Source organism: Rossellomorea sp. GAMAL-10_SWC, assembly GCF_049568075.1.
Classification (GTDB): Bacteria; Bacillota; Bacilli; order Bacillales; family Bacillaceae_G; genus Gottfriedia.
On the sequence record NZ_CP144911.1, the window covers coordinates 1,224,286 to 1,250,824 of the forward strand.

At 32.4% G+C, this 26,539-nt stretch carries 28 protein-coding genes; 23 read left to right on the forward strand and 5 right to left on the reverse strand.

Features of this window, described 5'->3' with window-relative positions:
• The first annotated feature begins 9 nt into the window (after positions 1-9).
• The 7 genes from hisIE (at position 10) to V5E38_RS05875 (ending at position 4,740) form a co-directional block, all read left to right on the forward strand.
• Complete coding sequence (gene hisIE, locus V5E38_RS05845) at positions 10-657, forward strand: bifunctional phosphoribosyl-AMP cyclohydrolase/phosphoribosyl-ATP diphosphatase (RefSeq protein ID WP_499212512.1); 648 nt, start codon at positions 10-12, stop codon at positions 655-657.
• On the forward strand, positions 654-1,484 hold the full coding sequence (gene hisJ, locus V5E38_RS05850; RefSeq protein ID WP_499212513.1) for a PHP domain-containing protein: 831 nt from the start codon (positions 654-656) through the stop codon (positions 1,482-1,484). Before hisIE ends, hisJ begins: the two co-directional genes overlap by 4 nt.
• Positions 1,485-1,880: 396 nt before the next feature.
• Positions 1,881-2,069, forward strand: coding sequence for a hypothetical protein (locus V5E38_RS05855; protein ID WP_097978656.1), 189 nt, complete (start codon positions 1,881-1,883; stop codon positions 2,067-2,069).
• A 299-nt stretch (positions 2,070-2,368) separates the two neighbouring features.
• Positions 2,369-2,839, forward strand: coding sequence for a DinB family protein (locus V5E38_RS05860; protein ID WP_499212514.1), 471 nt, complete (start codon positions 2,369-2,371; stop codon positions 2,837-2,839).
• A 139-nt stretch (positions 2,840-2,978) separates the two neighbouring features.
• Positions 2,979-3,386, forward strand: coding sequence for a DUF4288 domain-containing protein (locus tag V5E38_RS05865; protein ID WP_499212515.1), 408 nt, complete (start codon positions 2,979-2,981; stop codon positions 3,384-3,386).
• A gap of 50 nt (positions 3,387-3,436) precedes the next feature.
• Positions 3,437-3,988, forward strand: a complete 552-nt coding sequence (locus tag V5E38_RS05870; RefSeq protein WP_499212516.1) for a GNAT family N-acetyltransferase — start codon at positions 3,437-3,439, stop codon at positions 3,986-3,988.
• A 176-nt stretch (positions 3,989-4,164) separates the two neighbouring features.
• Positions 4,165-4,740 (forward strand): GNAT family N-acetyltransferase, encoded by a 576-nt coding sequence (locus V5E38_RS05875; RefSeq protein ID WP_499212517.1) that lies wholly within the window; start codon positions 4,165-4,167, stop codon positions 4,738-4,740.
• Between the two features lie 46 nt (positions 4,741-4,786).
• Here V5E38_RS05875 and V5E38_RS05880 read toward each other — a convergent pair whose 3' ends face one another.
• Positions 4,787-4,969, reverse strand: coding sequence for a hypothetical protein (locus tag V5E38_RS05880; RefSeq protein WP_335413119.1), 183 nt, complete (start codon positions 4,967-4,969; stop codon positions 4,787-4,789).
• An 89-nt stretch (positions 4,970-5,058) separates the two neighbouring features.
• Positions 5,059-5,193: a hypothetical protein gene (locus tag V5E38_RS05885; protein WP_286131686.1), complete on the reverse strand. Its 135-nt coding sequence runs from the start codon at positions 5,191-5,193 to the stop codon at positions 5,059-5,061.
• 102 nt (positions 5,194-5,295) lie between these two features.
• Here V5E38_RS05885 and V5E38_RS05890 point away from each other — a divergent pair, with 102 nt between their 5' ends.
• The gene (locus V5E38_RS05890; protein WP_097978661.1) at positions 5,296-5,439 is read left to right on the forward strand and encodes an imidazoleglycerol-phosphate dehydratase; all 144 of its coding nucleotides are present in this window, start codon (positions 5,296-5,298) and stop codon (positions 5,437-5,439) included.
• A gap of 58 nt (positions 5,440-5,497) precedes the next feature.
• Here the strand turns inward: V5E38_RS05890 and V5E38_RS05895 are convergent, their stop codons facing one another.
• Positions 5,498-5,962: a hypothetical protein gene (locus V5E38_RS05895; protein ID WP_499212518.1), complete on the reverse strand. Its 465-nt coding sequence runs from the start codon at positions 5,960-5,962 to the stop codon at positions 5,498-5,500.
• Between the two features lie 203 nt (positions 5,963-6,165).
• On the opposite strand from V5E38_RS05895, the gene V5E38_RS05900 reads away from it, so the two are divergent.
• Positions 6,166-8,919 carry a dynamin family protein gene (locus V5E38_RS05900; RefSeq protein WP_499212519.1) on the forward strand — a complete coding sequence of 918 codons (2,754 nt, stop codon included), beginning with the start codon at positions 6,166-6,168 and terminating at the stop codon, positions 8,917-8,919.
• An 81-nt stretch (positions 8,920-9,000) separates the two neighbouring features.
• On the opposite strand, the gene V5E38_RS05905 is transcribed toward V5E38_RS05900, so the two are convergent.
• Positions 9,001-9,255 (reverse strand): hypothetical protein, encoded by a 255-nt coding sequence (locus V5E38_RS05905; protein WP_097978664.1) that lies wholly within the window; start codon positions 9,253-9,255, stop codon positions 9,001-9,003.
• Between the two features lie 629 nt (positions 9,256-9,884).
• Between V5E38_RS05905 and V5E38_RS05910 the strand changes: the two genes are divergently transcribed.
• From V5E38_RS05910 to V5E38_RS05960, 11 genes are all read left to right on the forward strand, one after another.
• Positions 9,885-11,525, forward strand: a complete 1,641-nt coding sequence (locus V5E38_RS05910) for a S53 family peptidase (RefSeq protein WP_499213518.1) — start codon at positions 9,885-9,887, stop codon at positions 11,523-11,525.
• 160 nt (positions 11,526-11,685) lie between these two features.
• A complete protein-coding gene (locus V5E38_RS05915) occupies positions 11,686-12,072 on the forward strand; it encodes an Ig-like domain-containing protein (protein ID WP_499212520.1) in 387 nt (128 codons plus the stop codon).
• A 153-nt stretch (positions 12,073-12,225) separates the two neighbouring features.
• The gene (locus V5E38_RS05920) at positions 12,226-12,870 is read left to right on the forward strand and encodes a TetR/AcrR family transcriptional regulator (protein ID WP_499212521.1); all 645 of its coding nucleotides are present in this window, start codon (positions 12,226-12,228) and stop codon (positions 12,868-12,870) included.
• Between the two features lie 79 nt (positions 12,871-12,949).
• Positions 12,950-13,687 (forward strand): P-loop NTPase family protein, encoded by a 738-nt coding sequence (locus V5E38_RS05925; protein ID WP_499212522.1) that lies wholly within the window; start codon positions 12,950-12,952, stop codon positions 13,685-13,687.
• Positions 13,680-14,387 (forward strand): ABC transporter permease, encoded by a 708-nt coding sequence (locus V5E38_RS05930; protein ID WP_499212523.1) that lies wholly within the window; start codon positions 13,680-13,682, stop codon positions 14,385-14,387. The genes V5E38_RS05925 and V5E38_RS05930 overlap by 8 nt, the downstream gene beginning before the upstream one ends.
• Positions 14,388-14,392: 5 nt before the next feature.
• The gene (locus tag V5E38_RS05935; RefSeq protein WP_499212524.1) at positions 14,393-14,608 is read left to right on the forward strand and encodes a hypothetical protein; all 216 of its coding nucleotides are present in this window, start codon (positions 14,393-14,395) and stop codon (positions 14,606-14,608) included.
• Between the two features lie 475 nt (positions 14,609-15,083).
• Positions 15,084-15,809 carry a GntR family transcriptional regulator gene (locus tag V5E38_RS05940; protein ID WP_499212525.1) on the forward strand — a complete coding sequence of 242 codons (726 nt, stop codon included), beginning with the start codon at positions 15,084-15,086 and terminating at the stop codon, positions 15,807-15,809.
• Positions 15,809-17,353 carry a gluconokinase gene (gene gntK, locus V5E38_RS05945; RefSeq protein ID WP_499212526.1) on the forward strand — a complete coding sequence of 515 codons (1,545 nt, stop codon included), beginning with the start codon at positions 15,809-15,811 and terminating at the stop codon, positions 17,351-17,353. Before V5E38_RS05940 ends, gntK begins: the two co-directional genes overlap by 1 nt.
• A gap of 18 nt (positions 17,354-17,371) precedes the next feature.
• Positions 17,372-18,718 (forward strand): GntP family permease, encoded by a 1,347-nt coding sequence (locus tag V5E38_RS05950; RefSeq protein ID WP_499212527.1) that lies wholly within the window; start codon positions 17,372-17,374, stop codon positions 18,716-18,718.
• Between the two features lie 530 nt (positions 18,719-19,248).
• The gene (locus V5E38_RS05955) at positions 19,249-19,677 is read left to right on the forward strand and encodes a MarR family winged helix-turn-helix transcriptional regulator (RefSeq protein WP_499212528.1); all 429 of its coding nucleotides are present in this window, start codon (positions 19,249-19,251) and stop codon (positions 19,675-19,677) included.
• A gap of 116 nt (positions 19,678-19,793) precedes the next feature.
• Entirely contained in the window at positions 19,794-21,167 is a 1,374-nt protein-coding gene (locus V5E38_RS05960; RefSeq protein WP_499212529.1) for an MATE family efflux transporter, read from the forward strand.
• 182 nt (positions 21,168-21,349) lie between these two features.
• On the opposite strand, the gene V5E38_RS05965 is transcribed toward V5E38_RS05960, so the two are convergent.
• On the reverse strand, positions 21,350-22,132 hold the full coding sequence (locus V5E38_RS05965; RefSeq protein WP_499212530.1) for a TrmB family transcriptional regulator: 783 nt from the start codon (positions 22,130-22,132) through the stop codon (positions 21,350-21,352).
• Between the two features lie 110 nt (positions 22,133-22,242).
• Between V5E38_RS05965 and V5E38_RS05970 the strand changes: the two genes are divergently transcribed.
• The 3 genes from V5E38_RS05970 (at position 22,243) to V5E38_RS05980 (ending at position 26,525) form a co-directional block, all read left to right on the forward strand.
• A complete protein-coding gene (locus tag V5E38_RS05970) occupies positions 22,243-23,004 on the forward strand; it encodes a TSUP family transporter (protein ID WP_499212531.1) in 762 nt (253 codons plus the stop codon).
• 647 nt (positions 23,005-23,651) lie between these two features.
• Entirely contained in the window at positions 23,652-25,007 is a 1,356-nt protein-coding gene (gene brnQ / locus V5E38_RS05975; RefSeq protein WP_499212532.1) for a branched-chain amino acid transport system II carrier protein, read from the forward strand.
• 129 nt (positions 25,008-25,136) lie between these two features.
• Positions 25,137-26,525: an amino acid permease gene (locus tag V5E38_RS05980; RefSeq protein ID WP_499212533.1), complete on the forward strand. Its 1,389-nt coding sequence runs from the start codon at positions 25,137-25,139 to the stop codon at positions 26,523-26,525.
• Positions 26,526-26,539 lie beyond the last annotated feature (14 nt).

Here is a 26,539-nt window from a genome sequence, read left to right on the forward strand (position 1 = left end):
GGAGAAAACATGTTTTTTGATATCGAAAAAATTCGCTTTAATGAACAAGGGTTAGTACCAGCAATTGTACAAGATATTAATACGAAAGAAGTATTAATGTTGGCATATATGAATAATGAATCAATTAAACTAACAATCGATACTGGATTTGCCACATTTTATAGTAGAAGTCGTAGGTCTATTTGGAAAAAAGGAGAAACATCGGGGAATCTTCAATATGTTAAATCGATTTCTTATGATTGTGATCAAGACTCAATATTACTACAGGTTGAACAAGTAGGTGTAGCATGCCACACAGGAAGCTACAGTTGTTTTTCCGAAAAACTAACTTTAATGCAAGAAAAAAATATTGTTCAAAATGAATCATTAAGCTATTTGCCTAATCTCTATGAAACGATACGAGATCGAAAAGAGAATCCGATTGAAGGATCTTATACTACCTATTTATTTAATCAAGGTATTGATAAAATCTTGAAAAAAGTAGGTGAAGAGACAAGCGAAGTAATTATTGGAGCTAAAAATGAAGGAACAGAAGAATTAATTTATGAGATTAGTGATCTAGTTTATCACACGGTTGTCTTAATGGTGGAAAAAGGAATAAAACTTGAAGAGATAAACAATTGCTTATTAAATAGGAAGGAGAAAGTAAAATCTTGAAAATTGATGGGCACACACATACACAATATTGTCCGCACGGAAGTGGTGATGACGTACAATTAATGATCGAAAAAGCAATTGAATTTGGATTTGATGAATACCATATCACTGAGCATTCACCAGTACCATCAACATTTCAAAACTGCTTAAAGCCAAATGAAGCAGTTGCTTCGCTTGCGATGTCTGAAAATGAAGTAGACAAATATATTAACCAAATGTATAAAGTTAGAGACAAGTATAAGGATAGAATTCGTATAAAAATTGGATTTGAATACGATTATTTACCGAGTGAATCAGTATGGTTTAAAGATTTTTTAAAAGAATACGGTAAATATTGTGATACAGGACTTTTGTCAGTTCATTACCTGGAAGGAAAAAATGGATGGCATTGTATAGATTATAAAGCTGAAGACACTTTTTCTGGTTTAGTACATTACTATGGTAGCGCAGAAGCATTTCAACTCGCATATTACGATTTAGTAAAACAGTCAATCATTGATGATCTAGGTCCGTTTAAACCAAAAAGAATCGGCCATATGACATTATGCAATAAATTTAAACAATTTTTGAAATGTGATGATACAGAAAAGATCCTAAATAAACAAGTTGAACTATTAAAGCTAATAAAGGAAAAAAATTATATCTTAGACTATAATACTGCAGGATTATTTAAAGAGTATTGTGGTGAAACATATCCACCAAACCATGTTGTTGAAATTGCGAATTCCTTAAATATAGAGTTAATGTATGGGTCTGATTCCCATAGTATAAAAGATGTTGGAAGAGGATATGAGGTTTATTTTTCAAATAGTAAAAGGGGAAACTGAACTGTTAGGCCATTAATGAGTAAGTAATTTACATCAAATTGATAATTAACTAACTCATGAACCTGTTATGGGTAAGTAATTTGCACCAAATTGCTAAATCTAACTCATGAAACCTTTATGGGTAAGTAATTTACACCAAATTACTAATTAACTAACTCATGAGCCATCTATGAGTAAGTAATTTACACGAAATTGTTAATTAACTAACTCATGAGCCTTTTATGATTATCTTTTATTTCAACACATTGACGATAAATTGACTATTTATCGTTTTTTTTGCGATATTTTTCTTAAAATGATGAAATTCCCCCAAATTACAAATATCAAACGTTAATGTATAATTAAGAAAAATAGAAACTTTTTACTAATTATCGTTTGCATAAAGGGAGAATTTGAATGTCAAATTTTTTTTGGGTCGTATTAGGGGCTTTATTAATGAGTACTATTGATTATTTGATGTTTTATTTTGGACTTAATACAGAGAATCAAAAATGGAACTGGTTTGAAAAACGAACAAAGTTTCAAAAAATTAGTATACTTTCTGGTGTGTTTTTAGTTATGTTTGTACTTAATATTGTAAGTTAAAAGTTAATGCTACTAAGTGAGTCATGGTTGTGACTCCTTTTTTCTTTTTATAGATGAATTTATGGCTAATTTCTAGAAGGTTGATCCCAAAGATACAAATGTTATAAGAAAGATAAAAAAATAAAAGGTAAAAAAATCCATTTGTTGAATAAATAAACAGTGGTGACCTCTATATGAATCAATTGTTATCATTTAGTTCAAGTTTAGTCCAACTTTTTTAATGAAGTTTAATGGTTATGAGGAGACTTTACAGAAGTAATTTCTAAAATTATTAGAGCTTAAAAAAGGAGGGAATTTTTATGAATCGAAAAGAAATGTTTTTAAACGTATTAGACAAAACATATGATAAGGAAAGTTGGTTTGCTCCACTAAAAGATTCAATTGTAGGAATTACAGCTGAACAAGCTGGTTGGAGACTATCAGGGGAAGCAACTAAATCAATTTGGGAAAACGTTAATCATCTTCTTTATTACAAAGAGAGGATTGTAGCAAATTTAGAAGGTAGAGAGTGGACACAAAATCTAGACGGGGACCAAACATTCTTTTTTACTGAACCATCGAATGATATAAATGAATGGAAGAGGGTAGTTGAACGTTTGGAAAATATTAGTTGTAGTTTAAGACAGCTATTGAGTAATATGACAGATGAGGAATTAATGAGAAATTCTTTTGAAGTCAAATTAATGGATTTATTACTACATGACGCTTACCATACCGGACAAATTATTCAAATAAGAAAAATGCAAGGATCGTGGCCATCACATCGTTGACATACTCGACTAAGGCAGCTTAAAGCTGTCTTTTTTGTTTTAGACAATCGGGGAGGAAGTACGGAAATAGAAATTGGATATACCTGGTATAATTAATCGAGTGTATTATTATAAATCGTAATATATTTGGAGGGGAAAAATGAGAAAAAGATTACGAAAAAAAAGATCAAATAAATGGGAATGGTTTTCAGTAAAAGTGTTATATGAATGTAAAATATCAGGAAATCCTTCACCAGAAAAAATCGATGAAGATTACGGTAGTGACGGACAAAAGACATTTGAGGAAAGCATTTTACTTATAAAAGCACCTTCAGAGGAAGAAGCTTATTTAATTGGTGAAAAAGTAGCAATAAAAAATGATGTGGAATACTTAAATCAATATGATGAAACAGTAGAATGGAAGTTCATAAGAGTAATCGATTGCTTTAATTTATTTGATAAAAAGCTTCAAACAGGATCTGAACTATATTCTCGTTTTATAAGAGTTCCTGATGATTTGCCGACAGAAAAGCTTAGTTCAATTAATGACCGAGATTTTATTGAGTAAGAAGTCAGCAATTAGGTTGAAAAAAACCAAATTTTGAGGGAGTAATGATTATGTTTAGTTATAAAATTGAAGAAAACTTGCAATTAAAGTTATTAACTCTACAAGATGCAGATGAGTTATACAAATTAACAATCAATTCTATGGAACATTTAAAAGAATGGTTGCCATTAATAGCATATAATCAAAAACCTGAGGATACAGAGAATTTTATAAAATCAACTATGAAACAATTTGCTGAAAATAATGGATTTCAAGCTGGTATTTGGTCAAATTCAAAACTTGTTGGGGTTATTGGGTTCCATAAAATTGATTGGTCAAATAAGTCGACAAGTATCGGTTATTGGCTAGGAAAGGGGTTTGAAGGTACAGGCATAATGTCCAAAGCTTGTCATGCATTTGTTAATTATGCATTAACAGATCTATTGCTAAATCGGGTCGAGATTCGTGCTGCTGTTGAAAATACAAAAAGTCGTGCTATTCCTGAGAGGTTAGGATTCTTTCAAGAAGGTCGGATCAGGAATGCAGAATGGTTGTATGATCATTATGCAGATCACATCGTTTATGGAATGTTAGCGGAAGATTGGGTTTCCTTAAGGAAATAATGTTAATTTCATATCAATGAACTTTTTTTCTTGCATGAAAAGTATTAATACTTCAAATACTTCATTTGAAAGGACTTACTAATTATTTTTGGATAGATATTTACTAATGAGTTAAATGAAATAATGACTTGTCTAGTGTGATGCTATAAACTGCATGTAAGAAAAGGAGAATATCAATGCATTGGTATGAAAAACTAAATCAGTATTTTCCAGTTGAAGAAATGAAATCAAGGGAACATATGGAAACTTTATTGAAAGAGAGACCAGATATTTACCATAAAGATGAAGGTCCACATCATGTTTTAATGTATGCGGAACTAGATGATTTTGTCTTTATCGATTACTTGTTCGTTTCGAATGATGCCCGTGGGCAGGGTCTTGGGTATAAATTGCTTGAAAAGCTAAAGAAGAAGGGCAAACCGATTATTTTAGAGGTTGAACCAGTTAATTACGAAGATACAGATACAGAAAAAAGGCTTCGCTTTTATAAAAGAGAAGGTTTTGAGCATGCTCAGTCGATCGGATATAACAGACGATCACTAGCAACTCAAGAAATAAACCCTATGGAGATTTTGTACTGGTCACCAAATAATGAAAGTGAAGAGGTGATTTTTAAAGCAATGAAAAAAACATATAATATGATTCATACATATAGGGATACACATTTTTACGGTGAATCTTATCAGCCAGTAGAGGAAGTTTTAACCTTTGGTGAAAATAATAGCAATCAAAATCTCTTAGAAGACATATAAAAATGTGAAATCAAAAACGACTGATTGCCTCAGTCGTTTTTTCTAATTACACACCCATACGTTTGCGTTGATTATTTGGCTTTTTAGAAATTTGATTCTTTTTCGTCATATCTTTAACAGCATTTACTCCAGAATTTTGATTAGAATTTTGCTGTTTTTTGCTAGCCAACTTTTGTTTCATTAATTCCTGAAGACTAACTTTTTTTGGTTCATTGTTATTTTCGCTCATAAATTTTGTTTCCTCCAATTTAATCATACTTTTATAATGACTTGTTGAAGGAAAATTAGCAAGTACATTTAAAAGAATTAAAAGTTCTATTAGCTGTCTTTTTCAGTATTTTTCTTATGAAACTCTTCCATTTTTTTACTCTTCGAATAAGCAGATTCCTCTGAATGTCCAAATTGATCTACAGAACTTTTCTGTGGACCTTTGTTTGTATGTCCTTTTGCCATGTTTAACCCTCCTTTTTTATTATTATGTGCTTAAATTCCTTGAATAATCTTTAATTTAAAATGGGAATCTATTTATGATAAATGGTATTAGGAGGAAGCAAAATGACAAGTAAAAATGGCAGCAAAGGAAGTAAAAATCAAAACGCACCTGAACTTCATGGACAAGCACCTACTAGTGGTGACAACACAAAAGGAAATGTCTATCGCTCTAAAAAAGGTAGTAAATCACAAACAGAATTACACTAATATATTCAATTAAAAAAGAGCTTGGATTTCCCAAGCTCTAAATTTTTTCTAACGATGTTTAGTCTTGAACATTAAATCCTTCTTCATCTAAATATTCACAAGCTTCACCGTAGCTATTGAATGTACCATCAAGATTTTCTCCTGCGTAAACATTCCACATGTCCATTTCTGAAACAAGTTTAAGGACTTGTCCGTTCGCATTAACCCAGATTTCTTCAACTTCTTCATCTTCTTCAAAAATAGGTTCAAATGATAGGCTTTCAATTGATTTAGTAAGTACTTTACGAAGTTCGTCTTCAGTAAATTCTCTTATATTTACCATACCTTTATCGTTTGTTTTGTACCCTTTAATACCTTCAGCATATACAAAGCCGTTTCCATTAGGATGTAAATGATATACCACATTCTTTTTTTCTTTTAAACTTTCTTCGTATTGAAAATTTGTACGTCCAAGTGAGACTGGCTTTTTAGTTAATTCTGGAAATGATTCAATAATTGTTAGTTTTTCTTCGTAAGTTAGCATAATGCCTCCAAAAAAATATTCTTTTACCTATGTTTTGTATGTAACGTAACAAATATAACAAAAATCTTTTGAAAATGACATAGAATTGTCACAATTTCAGCTACTCTAATTTGGTAGAATAATAATGCTGTATAAATTTAACATAATCCTTTTGGCATATTTTTGGACTTAATTTGATTTTATTATACATAGTAGGTGATAACATGACAGTAGAAGTTAAAGTGAAAGTGAAAGAACAATTTATTAAAAAACAATTTTATAAATCGTATTTAAATGAAAATGAAAACAATTACCATCCTATTGCAGTTTTAGCTGACCTTTACAATGAACAAAATGATGATATGGATCTTTCATCTATCCGATTTGCACAAGGTGAAGTTTATTTTGAAAATAAAGATTTTGAATCTGCAGTTTTCAAATGGGAAAAAGTCGGAAACCAGTTAAGCGATTGGGCAAAGAAAAATATTGCTGATTCTTATTATGAAATTGGTGCATATGAAACAGCAGAAAAGCTATATAAAGAAGTTAAAACAGATAGTAGTACTTTGACATCTGAAATATTCTTAAATTTATTCTCTCTTTATATCGATATTTCAAAATACGAGGAAGCAGATCGTATTATTAAAGAAGCAGTAAAATATAATCCTGATTATCCAAATGTAACGAGAATTGCACGTAATTTTTATGAAAAAAATCATGATTGGACTAGTGCTGTAGCGCTAGCTTCAGATGAATCAATTCGTACAGAAGATTTAAAATGGTTTATTGTATTAAGAGAATACATTATAAATGGTGTAACAAAAGAAATGGCACCAAGTTACTTTGTGCAACCGTTACTATCAATGGCTAAAGTCAATCTTGAGCACTTTGAATTAATGGTAGAAGCACTTTGGAATAGTTACAGAGAACAATCAGTTTATGTAAATTGGTTACAAACATTTAATGATATGTTATTCCAAATCAATGTTGAGACAGGTGTGAAGTGGAATCGTTTGCCATCAATCTATTCAATGTCATACGAAGAATTAGTTGAAGGTGATTATTTTGTAGCTCAACTTGAGGAAATGATGCCAAGCTTCTTAACGAATTGGTTACGTATTACCGATTTAAAAGGAGCAGTTTTAGCAACGACTGCAACACTTGCATGGGATCGATTATTCCCAGGCCGTATTGATTATCAAATTGTTGCTGACGCAGAAATGGCATTTGAACAATTATTAAAAACGCCTGATTGCTTCGAAATTGGAAAAGAATTATTTGAAAACATTTTACAATGGTCTGCTTTAAATGAAATAGAAGTTGGAGACCGATTTGAGTGGTGGACAAGTAAATTAACTCAATTTGAAAATACAACAATGCTTGTTGCTGGTACATCAGGTAACGGTAAATCTTCATTTGTAAACTCACTTTTAGGTGAGAAAATGATGGGTTCTTCTACTACAATGCCTGTATTATTTGAACAAGATAATGATTCAAATATTAGCGTATTTTCGAAGGAAGGAAATACAAAGCTTGCTGAATTTGCAGATTTTTACGATTTAACAACAGTTGAAAATAATCTGTTAAAAGGTGATGAATTAGTATATTATAAATTACCAAATTCATTTTTAGAAAAGCATCGCCTATCAATCATTGACACACCTGGAATTGATGGAAACCAGGTTAATACAAAAGCATTATTTCAGTCTGTAAAACTTGCAGATCGACTTGTTTATGTTTTAAATGCTACTGCACCTTATACAGAAAACGAACGATCTTTACTAGTTAAAATTCATAAAGAATTACCAACTCTACCGATTCACTTTATTTTAAATAAGATGGATTCTATTTATAGTAAAGAAGAAATTGATCGAGTTCGCGCTGAAATCCAAGCGAAAGTTAATCTGGATTTCCCTAGCGCTAAAGTATTACCTTATTCTTCAATTTATAGTAATCACGATCAATTTAAAGATTTAGAATTATTTATAGAGGATAACGTTCTTTCAACTGAAGCAAATTCTAAACAAACAGAGAAATTATTATTAGCTATTCGCAAATTAATTAATTTCTTATTAGAAAAACGAGTTGAGAAAGAAGACGAATTACGTGCTAATGTTGAATGGAATGAAGTTCTTGATGACAAATTAAATGGTCTATTACATTCTTTAAAAGATAAAGAAATGGAACATTTAAATACAATTAAAAGCTCGTATCGTGAATTAAAAGACGAATTAAAATATGACCTGAAACTAAGTATTCCTGGTCTACTCAAAGAATGTAAAGAATTAATTAAAGAAGATAGTGATTTCGGTACAATTCTTGAAACGATTAACGAAGAGATGAATCTTCGAATTGGTGAGTATGTAAGAGAGAATACTTTACCGAAACTAAATGATGCTCTTCAAAATTGGATTAGAGAATCAGGTGTTTTATTAGAAGGTACTCAAGGTTACTTAACTGAAATGAGTGATTCTTTAAATGAGTACATTGGAAATGAATATTTAAATCTTGAGTGTGATTTTAAAGTATTAGATGACTGGCGCCGTGATGCTGATCGAATGACTTCTATGACTCAGCTAGATGACATGAATATTTTATTAAATTCATCACCATCTCAATTTATCTTAAAGAGCTCAGGTATCTTATTAGGTTTACTACCACAAAATAAATCGAAGCTTGTTGCTCAATATCAAAAGTATGTTGATAATGTCAACTATGATGATGTAACATCAGAATTATCAATGAAGTTTTTCCTACAATTTGAAATGTTTGAAAAAACTTTACCAAGAGATTTATCAATGTTCCTACATGCTCCATTTGAGCAAATCCATGAACTAGTTGATGAAACAAGAGTTGCAATTGCTAACTATAATCAAACTTTAGAAGATATGAAATCTAATCCAAGTATTTACTTCGATCCGATTACATTCTTCACAGTAAGATTAAGACAATTAGAATTTTTAACATTACGTAAATAATAAGGAAAGAGTGTGCAAAATGGCACACTCTTTTTTCTTTATAAACTATGCAATTATTAATAAAGCCATTATTTCATTCAACTATTCCTCTGTATCTTCTTCATACGGAATATGTACAACGATTGTTTGGTAGCCTTCTTTAATTTTTACATAACCACCCCAAGGGGTTTGTAGTATTAAAAAGGAGCCCTTTGTATCAATTGAAAAATGTGCAATTTTTTCATGTTCTTCATCGAGTAAAAGCACTTCTCGCTCATTCCCAACTGTTCTAATACCAGGATGGCAATGAATTTGTATTTTCCAGTTGCCAAGTCTACTTAATAAGAAATGACTCATAAAATAGATCACCTTCTATCATTATAGTTTCTTCAAAATGAACTAATGAAACTTAATGGAAAACAGTTAGCTAAAATGACACGAAAAATCAGGTGAGGGCATCTTTAAATTAATTCTATTCTAGAGAATGGTAACTTAAAACTATTTAGGAATATTCGTAATATATTTATTACTCATATTGGATTCATGAGTGAGAAAAAAGAGGTTTTGATAAGAAAAAGTTTAAAAGAGTTGCTAAAAATAACTCTTTTTTTCTTTGTACGACAATTATCTGGGAGTTTAGTTACTTTAAGATTCTTTAAGATTCTTTATAATTCAATTAAAAAAAATGGATTTTGCAGGAGATTCTAATTTTTACGTCAAACTCAAATCATAAACATTTACATAACAAAAATATATGATAAATGTAAAATTGTATTATTGAAAGAAGGTGATACATAACCCGAAGCCGATCGCCAAAAGGAATGACTGGGAATTTTAATTTCATGGTAGTCGGGTAACCTCAAATCGTCTTTTGATTTCTAGATTGTTGGTAAGATCTTATTTAGGAACTAAGGAGAGGTATAAGGATGAAAATAAGAAACCGAAAATTATTAGTACCGACTGTTGCTTCATTGTTAACATTATCGATGTATTTCCCAGGAGGCTCAACTTTTGCCGCAGCTTCCAAACATGTACAACTTATTCAGGCAGTTCCAACCGCTGCAAATCACGGCACTTTCATTGGTCACACAAACCGTAACTCCAAAGCTTCTATAACCATTGCCCTTCAGCTAAGAAACAGCGATAAACTGGATAATTATATTGCCAGCTTAAAAAACCCTAACTCCATCAACTACAAGAAATACTTAACTCCCGACGAATTTAAAAATCAATATGGACCAACTGATACAACTGTTGCCAATGTTAAAAGTTATTTGACAAGCCAAGGCTTTAAAGTCGAAAATGTTTCTTCCAATAATGCCTTTATTACCGTCAGTGGCACAATTGGTCAAATGGAGGATACTTTTGGTGTATCTATAAATAACTATAAAGATTCAAATGGTGAAACCTATTATGCCAATGATCAAGCCCCTTCCATTAAGGCTGAATTTTCTGGTGTGATTACGAACGTTGAAGGTCTGAATAATGAACCACATTATACACATTCGAAAATTAATAGTTCATCTCTACAGAATAAAGCAGTGACACCGAAAGTGGGCAGTGGTCCAGCTGGCGGTTATACACCGTCTGAATTAAAAGGTGCTTACGATGTCAACCCATTGGCAACTGCCGGATATACTGGATCTGGCCAAACTGTAGCAGTCATGGAGTTGGACGGATATAAAGCAACGAACATTAGTACCTATAACAACTACTATGGCCTAGGTAGCGCTGCACCAACAAATGTATATATTGATGGTTATAGTGGTGCTGCCGGGCAAGGTGCAATCGAAGTTGAACTTGATATTGAGGTAATCAATGCAATTGCGCCAAAAGCACAAGTGGTTGTATACGAAGGGCCAAATAGCGCCCAAGGCTTAATTGATACTTATCAAAAAATTGCCTCTGATAATAAAGCAAAGTCAATTTCTGTTAGCTGGGGAATCGGAGAGCAGCATGAAGCAACTGCGACGATGAATAGCTTACATACCATATTCCAACAATTTGCTGCCCAAGGACAAAGTATTTTTGCTGCGTCTGGAGACAATGGTGCCTACGATTCCGGAGGTAGAACTTTAGAGGTCGATAGTCCCGCAAATGACCCGTATGTGACTGGCGTTGGTGGAACTCACCTGAATATAAGCGGTACTTCATACAGTTCAGAATCCGTTTGGAGTAACAAAACAACCAAATCAGGTGACGGTGGAGGGTTATCTAAAGTTTATGCTATGCCGTCATTCCAATCAGGCCCTGGTGTCCAAAACAGTTATTCGAATGGAAAAAGAGAGGTTCCAGATGTTTCGGCAGCTGCCGACCCTAACACCGGATATTCAATCTATACTGGAGGTGCTTGGCATGTAGTTGGTGGAACATCAGCTGCCGCACCATTATGGGCTGGAATCGCTGCACTCAATAATCAATTTGCACAAGCAAATGGCAAAGGCAACCTCGGTCAAGCAAATCCAACTCTTTATCAAGTCTTTAATACAACTCACAAATATGCAGCATATCATGATATTACGTCTGGAACAAACTTGTACTATCCGGCTACATCTGGCTATGATATGGCTTCAGGTATTGGGACACCAGATGCATATAATTTAATTCGCGATATAAATGGGTTTTAAAGTAGAAAACGGCAGTCTCCAAAATAATGGAGGCTGTCGTTTTTGTTATTTTTTTGATTTTTTAATGAACAAATTGATAGTTTAATAATTCAGTCATTATGATTTATAGTGGAACTAAATTAATCGGTATAGGAGAAACAGATTCAAAAGGTATTTTAGTGTGGGAATTATTGCAAAACAACGTGCAGGTACAGTGTTAACAATTTATGCTTCTGACAGTGCAGGTAATTGTAGTTTATCAACTACAAAAACCGTGATTGATAAAACACCAGCAGTTATATCAAAAGTTGACAAAGTAACTTCAACTACAACAAAGGTAACTGGAAAATCGGAAAGCAACTTAGTTATATACATATACAATGGAAAGAACCTTATTGGAAAAGCGACAGCCACAAGCACGGGTACATTCAGTGTAAATATCGCTAAACAGATAAGGGGAGTATCCTACAAGTATATGCAATTGATAAAGCTGGAAATAAAAGTGTACCTAAAGGAAAAACGGTACAATAATATGATAGCCCGAATAGTAGATAGATCCTGCAGTTAACTAATTTTTTAGTTGCCTTAAAGAGAACAGCTTTTTTGAGCGGTGAATTTTTATTGAACAAAATGTATCAAATTTAATTTTGGTAATACTTTACATTTTCATAAAATAAAGGTATTATACATACATATAAATGTATGTAAGGAGAATATCATTTTGCCTAGAAATAAATATCCAGAAATAACAGAAAAAAAAATTTTGGATACAGCAACAAAGTTATTTTTAGAAAAGGGATGGGAGCAAACTACTATACAGGATATAGTAGATGATATAGGCGATTTAACTCGAGGTGCATTTTACCATCATTTTAAATCGAAAGAGGATATTATAGAAGCTGTTCTCAACCGACTTGCAACTGAAAACGACCCATTCATAGAAGCCAAAAAAATTGCTGGATTAAACGGACTGGAAAAGTTGAGAATGGCATTTTTAATGTCATTTGAAAATATTGGACAATTAGAAGCCATTAAAACGATACCAAAGATCCTAAACAATCCAAAAATGATTGCCAAGCAATTAATTGAGTGTGTCAATTCAGGAGCTCCTGATATTCTTGCCTTCATCGAAGAAGGGGTAATAGACGGGTCTATTTCTGTTCAATATCCAAAGCAGACTGCTGAAACTTTTATGTTGCTAACCAATATATGGTTAAGTCCTATTATCTTTTCAGTAGATAATGAAGAATATCTATTCAAAGCAAAACATTTACAAGATTTATTTAATAGTATTGGACTTCCAGTAATTGATGACCAAATAATTGATACCCTTGTAATGGTTCATAAAAAAATTTTAAATATCTAAAGTGACTGCCATTTATTTGGCAGTTTACTATTATATAAATACATACATATATATGTATGTAAAAAGGGGAGATTTAGATATGGATTATGAATACGCTGTCAAAATTTCGAAATTAGTAAAGACCTTTAATAAAAAAGAGGTTATTAGAGATTGTAATATGACTGTTCCAAAAGGAAGTGTTTATGGGCTATTGGGTGTAAATGGCGCTGGAAAAACGACAATTTTAAAAATGCTTATAGGGTTACTTCACCCAACTGTCGGACACATCGAAATTTTTGGTAAGGATATTCAGGTGAATAAAAAATACATATTAACGAACGTAGGAAGCATTATAGAAAATCCAATTTTTTATGAACATTTATCTGCTACAGAAAATTTAGAAATACATCTTTCCTATTTGGGGATTCGTGATATGAATATAAAAAAAACATTAGATATAGTTGGGTTAAGGGATATAGGCAATCAACCTGTTTCTCAATTTTCTTTAGGTATGCGTCAGCGATTAGGAATCGCAAGAGCTATTATCCATCGCCCAAGACTTTTAATATTAGATGAACCAATCAATGGGCTAGATCCGGTTGGAATACGAGAAATTAGGGAGCTTTTTCTATACCTTGTAAAAGAATTTAGTATGACGATCATTGTTTCTAGTCATATTTTAAGTGAAATTGAACATATCTCAGATGTGGTAGGAATTATCGTTGATGGAAGTATTATTAAAGAAATAGAACTATCTTCTAATAAAAGTGAATTAACAAATGGATTAGAAGAATATTTTTTTAATATTGTCAATGGAGGGATGAAACAAAATGTTTAATTTAATGAAACTTGAATTAAAAAAGGTAAATATTCGTTCCTATATTTACTCAGCCTTTATGATTGGAATCTTTCTGTTAGGAATAATCTATCTATTCGCCTTTGCGCCTAGGATTGAACCAACAGACCCGGACATGAAAATGTTTGCAGGATATGAAAGAATTATTCCTTTATTTAGTACAGTATGTATGTTCGCCTTCAGTTTGTTATCATCTGCAATGTTTTCAAAAATTGTAATTGAAGAATATTCAGGTAAACGGACAATATTACTATTTTCTTATCCAATTAGCAGAAGCAAAGTTTTTTTTGTGAAGATCATATTCGTTTCACTTTTTGTGACAACTGCAATGATCGTAACAAGTATATGCATATACATCATTTTTGGTATTAGTGAATCTATTTACCATTTGGTTGAAGGAAACATAACTTTTGATATCATAAAAAGGGGCATTAAACTTACACTATATATGTCAATTTCTGCAATAAGTGTTGGTGTCATTTCCATGGCAATCGGATTTATTAAGAAGTCTATAACAACTACGATTATATCCTCAGTCTTGCTTTGCTCTTTGCTTAGTAACATAGTGGCAGGCTTTATTTCTTCAGATAGTCCAATCATAATTTTTACAATCATACTTGTGTTGCTATGTGTTTTTGTCTTGAACATTATCGCAAAAAGAATCAACACAATGGAGGTGTAAGAATTTTGGAACGAAAAATTGAAAATACAATAGACCATGCACTTGAAAACCTCGCCCCATTATTTTATTTTTCTAGTATTTTAATAGGTATCGTTTTAGTTTTATTAGGATTTTTATTATATTACTTTAAAGGATCAAAAATAAAACTGAGAACTGTTCGTTTAATTTGTATTGGATTAGGTTTTATCGCAATATTTAATGGCATTATCCAATTGAAATAAAAATGAATTCTTACATTTCAATGGAGATTACTAAGTAATAAACTTATTCATAGTGAACGGCAGCTTTTATACGTTATATTTATTAACTAATTACTAGTTAAATTAAACAAATGTTCCTACTGAGTCATAAAAATTTAAATTCCATATAATATTATTTTAATAAAAAAGAACATGAGGATTTTATTTTCATGTTCTTTTTTTGATTTACACCTCTAATTAGTTAATATAGGTTTTTTCTTGTTTTCCAATTTTTTGAAGTTAAAGGAATCATAAACTGTCAATAGTCATTAATAATTACTAGGAATTCTTAATTGGGGAGCGTCGTATTAAACAAACTTGTTGTAATAAATTGTTCATGATATTCAAAATCTATTACCTAGTAGAGTAATTTGAAGTAAAAGCGCTTGCATTTTTTAAATTATGTTCTTATAATACTTGTATACAAGTATACTCGTATGGAAATGAAGGTGAACTTATGACAGAATTAAAGAAATATCTTTATCCGGAAAAATGGCTATCAAAAGCTTCAGCTGGTGATCGTGTAACATATGAATTAAGGATGCAGATAATTTCTGGTCTAATTGAAAGCGGTACCAAGTTATCAGAAAATAAATTGGCTGCTGATTTTAATGTAAGTCGTTCTCCTATTAGAGAGGCATTGAAAACTTTAGCATCTGAAAATCTGATTCGTTTAGAAAGAATGGGTGCAGTTGTTATTGGATTAACTGAAAAAGAAATAGAAGAAATATATGATGTGCGATTACTAATCGAAACATTTGTATTTGAACGGTTAGTAAAATTAGACACGAAAGAATTGGTAATGGAACTGAGTAAAATTCTTGAAATGATGAAAATTGCCATTAAATATCAAGATGCCGATGAGTTTTCATTTCAAGATGTATTATTCCATGAAACGATTATTCGAGCGATTGATCATTCTTATATTTTGATGATCTGGAATAATGCAAAACCAGTTATGGAAGCGTTTATACTTTTATCAATGAGAGTACGGTTTAAGGAAAAATACGAAGACTTTCAACGAATAGTTGATAATCACCAATTATATATTGATGCAATTGGTACGAAGAATAGAGATCTTATGATTCAATCTTTACATCAAAACTTTGATGATGTTCAAGGAAAAGTAGAAGATCTATGGAGATCTCAACAAATGTTTTCAAAAGGAGTAGAACAAGAATAATGACAAACTATATGTTAGGGTTAGACATCGGTACCACAAGCACAAAAGCCGTTTTATTTACTGAAACAGGTGAAGTCATCCAGCAAGAGAATATCGGATACCCACTCTATACGCCTGATATTTCAACAGCTGAACAAGAGCCAGAGGAGATCTTTACAGCTTTATTGCAAGCGGTTTCTAAAATAATGAAACAACATTCTCAAAAAGAGATATTATTTATTTCTTTTAGTAGTGCAATGCATAGCTTAATTGCCATGGATGAAAATGATCAACCTTTAACGCCTTGTATTACATGGGCAGATAATCGAAGTGAGTCTTGGACTCATAAAATTAAAGATGAATTAAATGGTCACGAAATATACAAACGAACAGGAACTCCTATTCATCCAATGTCACCTTTAAGCAAGATTACCTGGATTGTAAACGAAAGACCAGAGATCGCACAAAAAGCGAAAAAATATATTGGGATTAAAGAATATGTATTTAAAAAATTCTTTGACCAATATGTTGTAGATCATTCGCTTGCTTCAGCCATGGGTATGATGAATCTTAAAACATTAGATTGGGATGAGGAAGCTTTACAGATTGCTGGGATTTCAACTGATCAACTATCAAGACTAGTACCTACTACGGAGATTTTTACAAACTGTAATCCTGATTTAGCTAGACAAATGGGAATTGATCCACAAACTCCATTTGTAATTGGTGCAAGTGATGGCGTGCTTTCCAATCTTGGTGTGAATGCGATTCGAAAAGGAGAAATTGCAGTCACAATCGGGACAAGTGGTGCAATTCGAACGATTATTGACAAACCACAAACTGACGAAAAAGGACGAATATTTTGCTACGCATTAACGGAAAAACATTGGGTCATCGGTGGGCCAGTGAATAATGGTGGTATGATTTTTCGCTGGATTCGTGATGAATTTGCGGCTTCAGAAGTTGAAACTGCAAAAAGATTAGGTATTGATCCATATGAAGTATTAACAAAGATTGCCGAAGGAGTAAAACCTGGGGCAGATGGCTTGCTATTCCATCCTTATTTAGCGGGTGAACGTGCACCATTATGGAACCCTGATGTTCGAGGATCCTTTTTCGGCTTAACGATGGCACATAAGAAGGAGCATATGATTCGCTCTGCACTTGAAGGGGTTATATACAATCTTTACACAGTATTTTTAGCTTTAGTTGAATGTATGGATGGACCAGTATCTAAAATCCAAGCAACTGGTGGGTTTGCAAGATCAAATGTATGGCGTCAGATGATGTCTGATATTTTTGATTTAGATGTAGTCGTACCAGAAAGCTATGAAAGTTCATGTCTTGGTGCTTGTATTTTAGGTCTTTATGCAACAGGAAAAATAGAATCCTTTGAAGTAGTATCTGAAATGGTCGGTAATACTCACAAACATACTCCTAATGAAGATGCAGTAAGAGAATATCGAGAATTATTGCCAATCTTTATTAGCCTATCGAGAGTGTTAGAAAAAGATTATAAGCGAATTGCTAATTATCAAAGAGGATTAATTAAAAAAAATAAATAGATTTTTGGGGGGATTTCCATGCCACTAGTTATAGTAGGAATAGGAATTTTAGCATTACTGTTTTTAATTATGAAGTTTAAATTAAACACTTTTGTTTCATTAATTATTGTTTCATTTGGGGTTGCTTTAGCACTTGGAATAAAACCAGATAATATTGGCACAACTATTGAAGCTGGATTAGGTGCAACACTTGGGCATTTAGCATTAATCTTCGGACTTGGTGCAATGCTTGGTAAGTTGATTGCAGACTCTGGTGGCGCACAACGTATTGCGATGACGCTTGTTAACAAATTTGGTGAAAAAAATATTCAATGGGCTGTCGTTGTTGCTTCGTTTATTATCGGTGTAGCATTATTCTTTGAAGTTGGATTAGTTTTATTAATACCGATCGTATTTGCAATTTCAAAACAATTAAGGGTTTCTATTTTATATTTAGGCATTCCAATGGCGGCTGCATTATCTGTAACACACGGTTTCTTACCACCACACCCAGGTCCAACAGCAATTGCTGGTGAATATGGTGCAAATCTTGGTGAAGTATTACTTTATGGTTTTATTATTGCGATTCCAACTGTTATTATCGCAGGTCCTTTATTTACAAAGCTTGCTAAAAAGCTAGTACCTGCATCCTTCACAAAAACGGGTAATATTGCATCTTTAGGTGAACAAAAAACATTTAAACTTGAAGAAACTCCTGGTTTTGGGATCAGTGTTTTTACAGCTTTACTTCCTGTTATTTTAATGTCATTTGCAACAATTGTTAATTTACTGCAAAAAACAATTGGATTTGAAGATAATAGTTTACTAGTAGCGATTCGATTTATTGGTAATGCTGGTACGGCAATGGTGATTTCATTATTAGTGGCGATTTATACAATGGGATTAGCTAGAAAAATACCAATTAAAGAAGTTATGAACTCTTGTACAACTGCAATTACACATATTGGGATGATGCTCTTAATCATCGGAGGTGGCGGTGCCTTCAAACAAGTGTTAATAGATGGCGGTGTTGGTGATTATGTAGCTGAGTTATTCAAAGGAACATCAATTTCACCGATTTTACTTGCTTGGATTATAGCAGCAATCCTACGAATTTCCCTAGGTTCTGCTACTGTTGCAGCATTAACTACTTCTGGTTTAGTCCTTCCAATGCTAGGTCATTCTGACGTTAACTTAGCTTTAGTCGTTCTAGCAACTGGAGCAGGTAGTTTAATTGCTTCACATGTAAATGACGCAGGATTTTGGATGTTTAAAGAATATTTTGGGTTAAGTATGAAAGAAACTTTCTTAACTTGGACATTACTAGAATCAATTATTTCCGTTTGCGGATTGGTCTTTATTCTATTACTAAGTTTATTCGTATAATGGAAAAAACCAGTAGGATGTATTACTTTTCTCTTACGTAGGTTAATTAATCATAAAGAGCAGTTTCCTCATTATAATACTTAGAAACTTTTACGTATTATAGTAGTGGTATACTGCTCTTTATTTTATTATCGTTCAGTCTTTGTGAACTAATCGACATTCAATGAAGAACGTGACAATTTCAACGTGGTAATCGATTAGGTAATGATACCCTTTATTTATTGAAAGATGTAGTTCTGTAAGAATATAGGTTTGAGGCTTAGTGCATAATATTGTTTTGGTCAAACAGACCTAAATTTAAAGATATATGGTAATTTTTTTTACTTTTGTTAATAATTTTGGACTGGAAAAAATACAGGTCAAATGACATAAATAATCTTTTAGTGGGTTTAAAAAACGATTCAATTTAAAAGTATCAAAAATCCCTAAAAGTATAAAATCTAATTGTTAGAATTCTATCTTTTTAATTGACATAGGACTCCCACCGAGTTATATTGGTTTCAGACAGTTAGAATTCTAATTATTCGGAGGTGAACGATTTGATTGATACACCTTATACGAGACTTCTTAGTACCATTATGCATAAGGTACGGGATCAATTGTCGTATCGTACGAAAGAACTTGAAGTAAATCCACAACAAGGTAGGATGATCAGTTATATTGCTGAGCATCAAGATCGAGGTTTAATTCAAAAGGATTTAGCAGATGCATTTAATCGAAGAGGTGCAAGTATAACCAGCATGCTTCAAGGACTTGAAAAGAATGGATATATCGGTAGAAAAATTCAAGCTGATAACGAACGTCAGAAGCAAATTTTCGTGTTAGATAAAGGTAAAGAAATCGTTAATCAGATTGATGATCTGTTTTTGGCAATGGAATTACGATTAACAGAGTCATTGACTGAAGAAGAAAAAAATGAATTTTTACGCCTATTGAAAAAAATTGATTCAAACCTTTGAGTGACTACGACCATTACGGTCGTATCGATAAATAGTTAGTAATCTAAAAGTTAGAATTCTAATTGTATGAGCTTAAACTAAAATAAAAAAGATAAGATTCGGGAGGGTGGAATATAATGGAAGAATTTGAAGTTGATCAATCTAATATTTATTATTTAAAAGATGCACCGATTCGTAAAGCGTTAGCTCGTTTATGTATTCCTATGATGATCGGGATTTCTGCTGGTACAATTTATAACTTAATAAACGTATTTTTTATCGGTTTAGTTCATGATACTGCGATGTTAAGCGCCATAACATTAGGCTTACCAATCTTTACAGTACTAATGGCGATTGGGAATGTATTTGGCGTTGGTGCAGGAACTTTTATTACTCGGCTCTTAGGTGAAGGGAATCTTCAGAAAGGGAAATCAGTAGCTGGTTATGCTTTTTATATGAGCATTATATGTGGATTAATGATTGCGGTAATTGCCTTATTATTTGTTAATCCAATTGTTCATTTGTTAGGAGCGGACGCTACAACATTGCTTTATACAAAACAATATACAATCACGCTTTTTATTGGTGGCTTTGCATTTATATTGAACTTTGCATTAGAACAAATTGTCCGTTCTGAAGGTGCAGCAAAAGAATCAATGTATGGCATGTTCATAAGCGTTATTTTTAGCATCATATTTGATGTGTTATTCATTTTAGTTTTAAACCTTCATGTAATGGGTGCTGCCCTTTCTATGGTTTTAGCAAATATCGCAGCAAGCATATATTACATTTGGTTTTTAGAAAGAAAAAGTGAAACATTAAGAGGTTTCTTAAAGCATTGGAAAGTATCGTTGACCAATCAATTAGAAATCTATAAAGTCGGTGTTCCAGAGTTATTTAAAATGTCATTTATGATTGTTACAACTTTACTATTAAACAACTATGCTATTGAATACGGCGAGCATGTTGTAGCAAGCTTTGGAATTGCAGTAAGGATTGCACAACTTCCAGAATTTATTACGATGGGCATATTTATAGGGGCTATTTCTTTAATTGCTTATAACTTTGGTGGGAAAAATAAACCGCGTCTATCTGAAACATTAAAAGAGTTAACATTATGGATTGGTGGAATCTCAATTTTATTTGGAGGGATTGTTTATATTTTTAAAATTCAAGTACTCGGTTTCTTTACAAGCGATTCAGCTGTGCTAAGTATTGGAGCATTAATCTTAACAGCTCAACTTATTTCATCTGTTTTTAACGGATTCACTGGTTTATTCACTAGTATCTTCCAAGCGTCTGGTGAAGGACTTGCAACAGGAATAATGTCAATTACACAAGGTGTTCTTTTCATTCCAGTTGTCATCATCTTGCATCATTTTTATGGATTAAATGGCATAATTTGGTCTTTAACACTTACTGAGGGGATCACGTTCTTTATGGGTGCCATTCTAATGATTCCTTACTTAGGAAAACTTAAGAAAATGCCAGATAGCAGCCTAGCTCATTAATAACCAATTATTACTCAAAAAAGCATAAAGGGATTGTCAGTATTAAAAATTATATGATAAAATTCAAACCTTGAAAAAAGTTATTAACCAAAATGTGTGTAACAGATAATAGACTGGAAACAAAGCATAAGTTCATCAAGACCTTATGCTTTATTTTATTTGTTCCTTAAATTTGCTTAATATTATTCAGTGAAAAAGGCTCTTCGCTCAGAAGTAATCCATTGCTCTAAATCGTCTTGACTACGTCGGACAAGTCTATTCACTAATACATCGTGCCATATATAATCCTCTAATAAATAAATATGAACTGGATCATTTGTATAAAAAGCAACACTGCGCTCTTCAATGGATGGTCCATAAATCATCTCTTTAGAATCAATCGACAAAATAAACCAATGATTTGTAGACTTGGTCTCAGTAAATGGTGTAATGCGATGACTTTCTAGATTCCCTATTGGATTTTCGACGTGTAGCGTAATTCCTTGAATGGTTGCTTTTTCAGTCGCATGAACCAGATCTTTTTTCAAAACCTCATACATTTCGTCCCACATTGAAATCACAATCCGTTTTTCTGCTTTTTTTATCAGCGTCTCACAATAGTTAATAATCGTTTTATAGTCTTTTAATGTAATTACACGGTTGTCCTCTTTTTCACCAAATGATTCTAGGTCGTTTAAAGAGTCACTTATTACAGAATAAGTTGATTGCCACTCTGATTGGGCCTTCTGTAAAAAGATCTCAACCGGCAGAGGTGAATATCGTGTCGTGTCATTTATTTCCTCTTTCAAGACAATTCCTTTTTCAACAAGATTACCTAACACATCATAAATACGCGCTCTAGGTATACCTGAGTCCTTGCTAACTTGGTAGGCTGTTACAGGTCCTTGTTTAACGAGTGATACATAAGATTTAGCTTCATATTCGTTAAAACCTAATTTTTTGAACTGTTGCACTAGATCTTCCATTTTTTCGCACTCCTATTTTTTGTTTATGTAATAAATTTACAATAACTATTTACAGATAGCAATTTGTTAGTTACTATTTCAGTAGTGACTATTTTGAAAGGTTGATAGAAATGCATCTAGACTCATCTTTATTAATTATTTTAATTTGTTTTGGATTTTTAGCTTCATTTATTGATTCTGTTGTTGGGGGTGGTGGGTTGATTACACTACCAGCATTATTATTCACTGGACTTAACCCTGCAGTGGCTGTAGCTACCAATAAATTAGCAGCGACAATTGGCTCTCTAACAAGTACATTAATGTTTTATCGTTCTGGTAAAATCGAATTAAAATCAGTGCTTAAATTTTTTCCACTCTCATTTGTTGGCTCATTATTAGGTGCATACACTGTACATTTGTTAAACCCTGAAATGCTTAAGCCATTGATGTTAATTATGCTCGGAGCAGTAGCAATTTTTACTATTTTCAAGAAAGATTGGGGAAGCATTTCAACACAAAAAAACTTACCCAATTATCAATTCATTATTTTTTTAGTTACGATATTTGCGATTGGCTTTTATGATGGGTTCATTGGACCTGGAACAGGATCATTTTTAATTTTTGCTTTTTTAATGATTGGGTTTGATTTTTTAAAGTCTGCAGGCAATGCAAAATTTTTAAACTTTAGTAGTAATATTGCTGGATTGTTAATGTTTATGTTTTTAGGAAAAGTAAACTACACTTATGGAATCATAATGGGAATTGCACAAATTGCAGGCGCGATATGTGGATCGAAATTTGCGATAAAAAAAGGAAGTGGATATGTACGTGCTCTTTTTATTGCAGTAACCTGTTTACTATTAGTGAAGAATATTTATGATTATATTCAATAACGTTTAAAATACTGATCTTCCTACAAGCTCACAATATAAAAGTGTACCTTAAAATAACCATTGATTGATCAAATAAATAGGAAAATAGAACTAGATTCTAAAAAAGCATTCCTGTTTATCGAATGGGGTACCTGTAGAGGGTTGAATTATAAAATGGACAGACGTAATTTAAGTGAATCTTGTTATAATATTATTCATTTTTGCTTTTCTAATAATGATTTTAAATGTTAATATGTTTGAGCAGGTTTATAAGATCAACAAACTTTAGTAATTGGTTATTCTTGAGAAGTTAAAAATATTTAAGAGCTAAGTTTGAAAAAAAGTTCAAATGATTCTTATAATTGACAAGGTTGTATTTCAACAGCAAAAAAGCACCCAAGTTTATTAACTGAGGTGCTTTTTTTTGATACTTTTAGATCACTTAAATCCAAATTCTTTACTCTAGAAGCAACAAATCTAAAGAGATTCAATTGAATTGGGTTTTATAGATTTGAAAATTTTGTGACAAAATATAATCAAGCGAACAAACAATATCTTATTATAATAAAATTTATTGAATTTGATGAAAATGTGAGGTAAGATTGTTTGGTCTGAAAATTAGTCCAATTGAGAAACTTTATACAAATTATTAATCGGAGTTGTTGTTTATGTCACCAAGAGTACCTAATACTTTTATAATCATTCTAGGTTTTATGTTATTTGCACTGTTTTTTGGAGCAGGAAATCTAATTTTTCCACCCATACTTGGACAGTTAGCCGGAAAAAACTTATGGATCGCCAATGCAGGCTTTTTAGTTACTGGAGTTGGATTACCATTGTTAGGTGTTACAGCTTTTGTTTTTTCAGGTGAAAAAAATTTGCAATCTTTAGCTAGACGTGTACATCCGTTGTTTGGTATTGTATTTACTACGGTTCTTTATCTAGCAATTGGTCCATTTTTTGCTATCCCTAGATCAGGGAATGTATCGTTTGAAATTGGCGTTAAACCTTTTTTATCAAATGATGCAAGTCCTGGTGCATTAATCATATTTACAATTTTATTTTTCACAGTTACATGCTTGTTATCACTTAATCCTACAAAGATTATTGATGTAGTAGGAAAATTTCTAACTCCTATTAAATTAACGTTTATCGGATTGCTTGTTGTTATCGCTATTGTTCATCCAATTGGGAAATTTCAAGAGCCATTTAAAGGGTACACAACAAATGTGTTTTTTAAAGGTTTCCAAGAAGGCTATTTAACAATGGATGCTCTTGTAGCTTTTGTTTTTGGAATTATTATTGTAAACGCAATTAAAGGAAAAGGAGTTACGACTAAAAAACAGCTTATGATCATTTGTGGAAAGTCAACAGCAATAGCTGCTTCACTTTTAGCAATAATCTATTCAGCTCTTACATATATGGGGGCTTCTAGTGTTGAGAAACTTGGTCGACTAGATAATGGAGCTGAAGTTTTAGCGAAAGTTTCAGACTATTATTTTGGTTCTTATGGGGCAATATTATTAGGTTTAATGATTACAGTGGCATGTTTGACTACGAGTGTAGGTCTAATCACTGCTTGTTCTACTTTTTTTCATGAATTGTTTCCAGCCATTTCTTACAAAAAAATTGCGATTATTATGACTGTATTTAGTACTCTTATAGCAAATATAGGGTTAACACAGCTAATTAAAGTTTCGATTCCTGTATTAATGACACTATATCCTATCGCTATATCCTTAATTTTCTTAACATTCTTACACTATACTTTTCAAGGTAGGTCAGAAGTGTATCAAGGTAGTTTGATCTTAACTTTTATTGTGAGTCTATTTGATGGGTTAAACTCAGCTGGAATACAGATTGAAGTAATTCATCATCTTTTCAATAAGTACCTCCCGTTGTATAGTTTAGGTTTAGGTTGGATATTTCCAGCTATTATTGGTGGTTTTATTGGTTATTTTATTAGTATTTTACGTAAGAAAAATAAGAAAAATATTCCTAGTTCAATTCGAAAGATCAGTTAATTATAGGAAGATAGAGCAGGTTTTTAACTGTAAATATTCTAAAGTAAGTTAGTAATGGTTTTAGGGGAGAAGTTTTTAAGTTTGATTCAAAAAGTGACACTTGTTTCATCAGAAAGGGGAGGAAATAGAATGGTACAAAAGGAATTGAAAAAAGGATTGAAAGCGCGCCATATTCAGATGATTGCTTTGGGCGGAACAATCGGTGTAGGTTTATTTATGGGTTCAACGAGTACAATTCATTGGACGGGCCCTTCAGTAATGCTTGCTTATGCAATTTCGGGGATTTTTATCTTCTTCATTATGCGTGCAATGGGGGAAATGCTATACCTAGAGCCAAGTACAGGTTCATTTGCGACATTTGGCCATAAATATATACACCCTTTAGCAGGGTATATGACTGCTTGGAGTAATTGGTTCCAGTGGGTTATTGTTGGAATGTCAGAAATTATTGCAGTTGGGGCATATATGAAATACTGGTTTCCAGACCTACCTGCTTGGATACCAGGAATTATTGCAATTGTGATTCTTGGTGCAGCAAATTTAATTTCCGTTAAATCATTTGGTGAATTTGAATTTTGGTTTGCAATGATTAAAGTCGTTACGATTTTATTAATGATTGTTGCAGGGTTTGGTCTTATTTTCTTCGGTCTTGGAAACGGTGGAAATGCGATTGGACTATCTAACCTTTGGAAAAATGGCGGATTCTTTACAGGTGGTTGGTCAGGTTTCTTCTTTGCACTTTCACTAGTTGTTGGAGCTTATCAAGGCGTTGAATTGATTGGTATTACAGCTGGAGAAGCAGAAAATCCGAAAAAAACATTAAAAGATGCGATTCAAAGTCTTATTTGGCGTATTTTAATTTTCTATATTGGTGCTATTTTTGTAATTGTAACAGTTTTCCCTTGGGATCAACTAAATTCGATTGGTAGCCCGTTTGTTGTAACTTTCGCAAAATTTGGTATTACAGCTGCAGCTGGAATTATTAACTTTGTCGTAATCACTGCTGCATTGTCTGGTTGTAACAGTGGTATTTATAGTGCAGGTCGCATGCTTTATACATTAGGTATAAATGGACAAGCACCAAAATATTTTACAAAAGTCTCAAATAACGGAGTGCCTTTATTTGGTACGTTCGGTGTACTAATTGGTTTAGTAATTGGCGTTATTTTAAATTTTATTGCACCAAAAAACTTATTCGTGTATGTATACAGTGCAAGTGTACTTCCTGGGATGATCCCGTGGTTTGTCATCTTAATTAGTCATATTCGTTTCAGAAAAGTAAAAGGAGATGAAATTAAAAATCATCCTTTTAAAATGCCTTTTGCACCATTTACTAACTACTTAACATTAGCCTATTTAGTTATGGTATTGATCGGTATGTGGTTTAATGATGACACACGCATCTCACTTATTGTAGGGATTATTTTCTTGGCAATCCTTGTCATTTGTTTCTATGCTTTTGGTATCGGAAAACGTGTACCATTAGATGCTCAATCAGATGAAGAAATAGCTAATTAATACATTACTTAGTT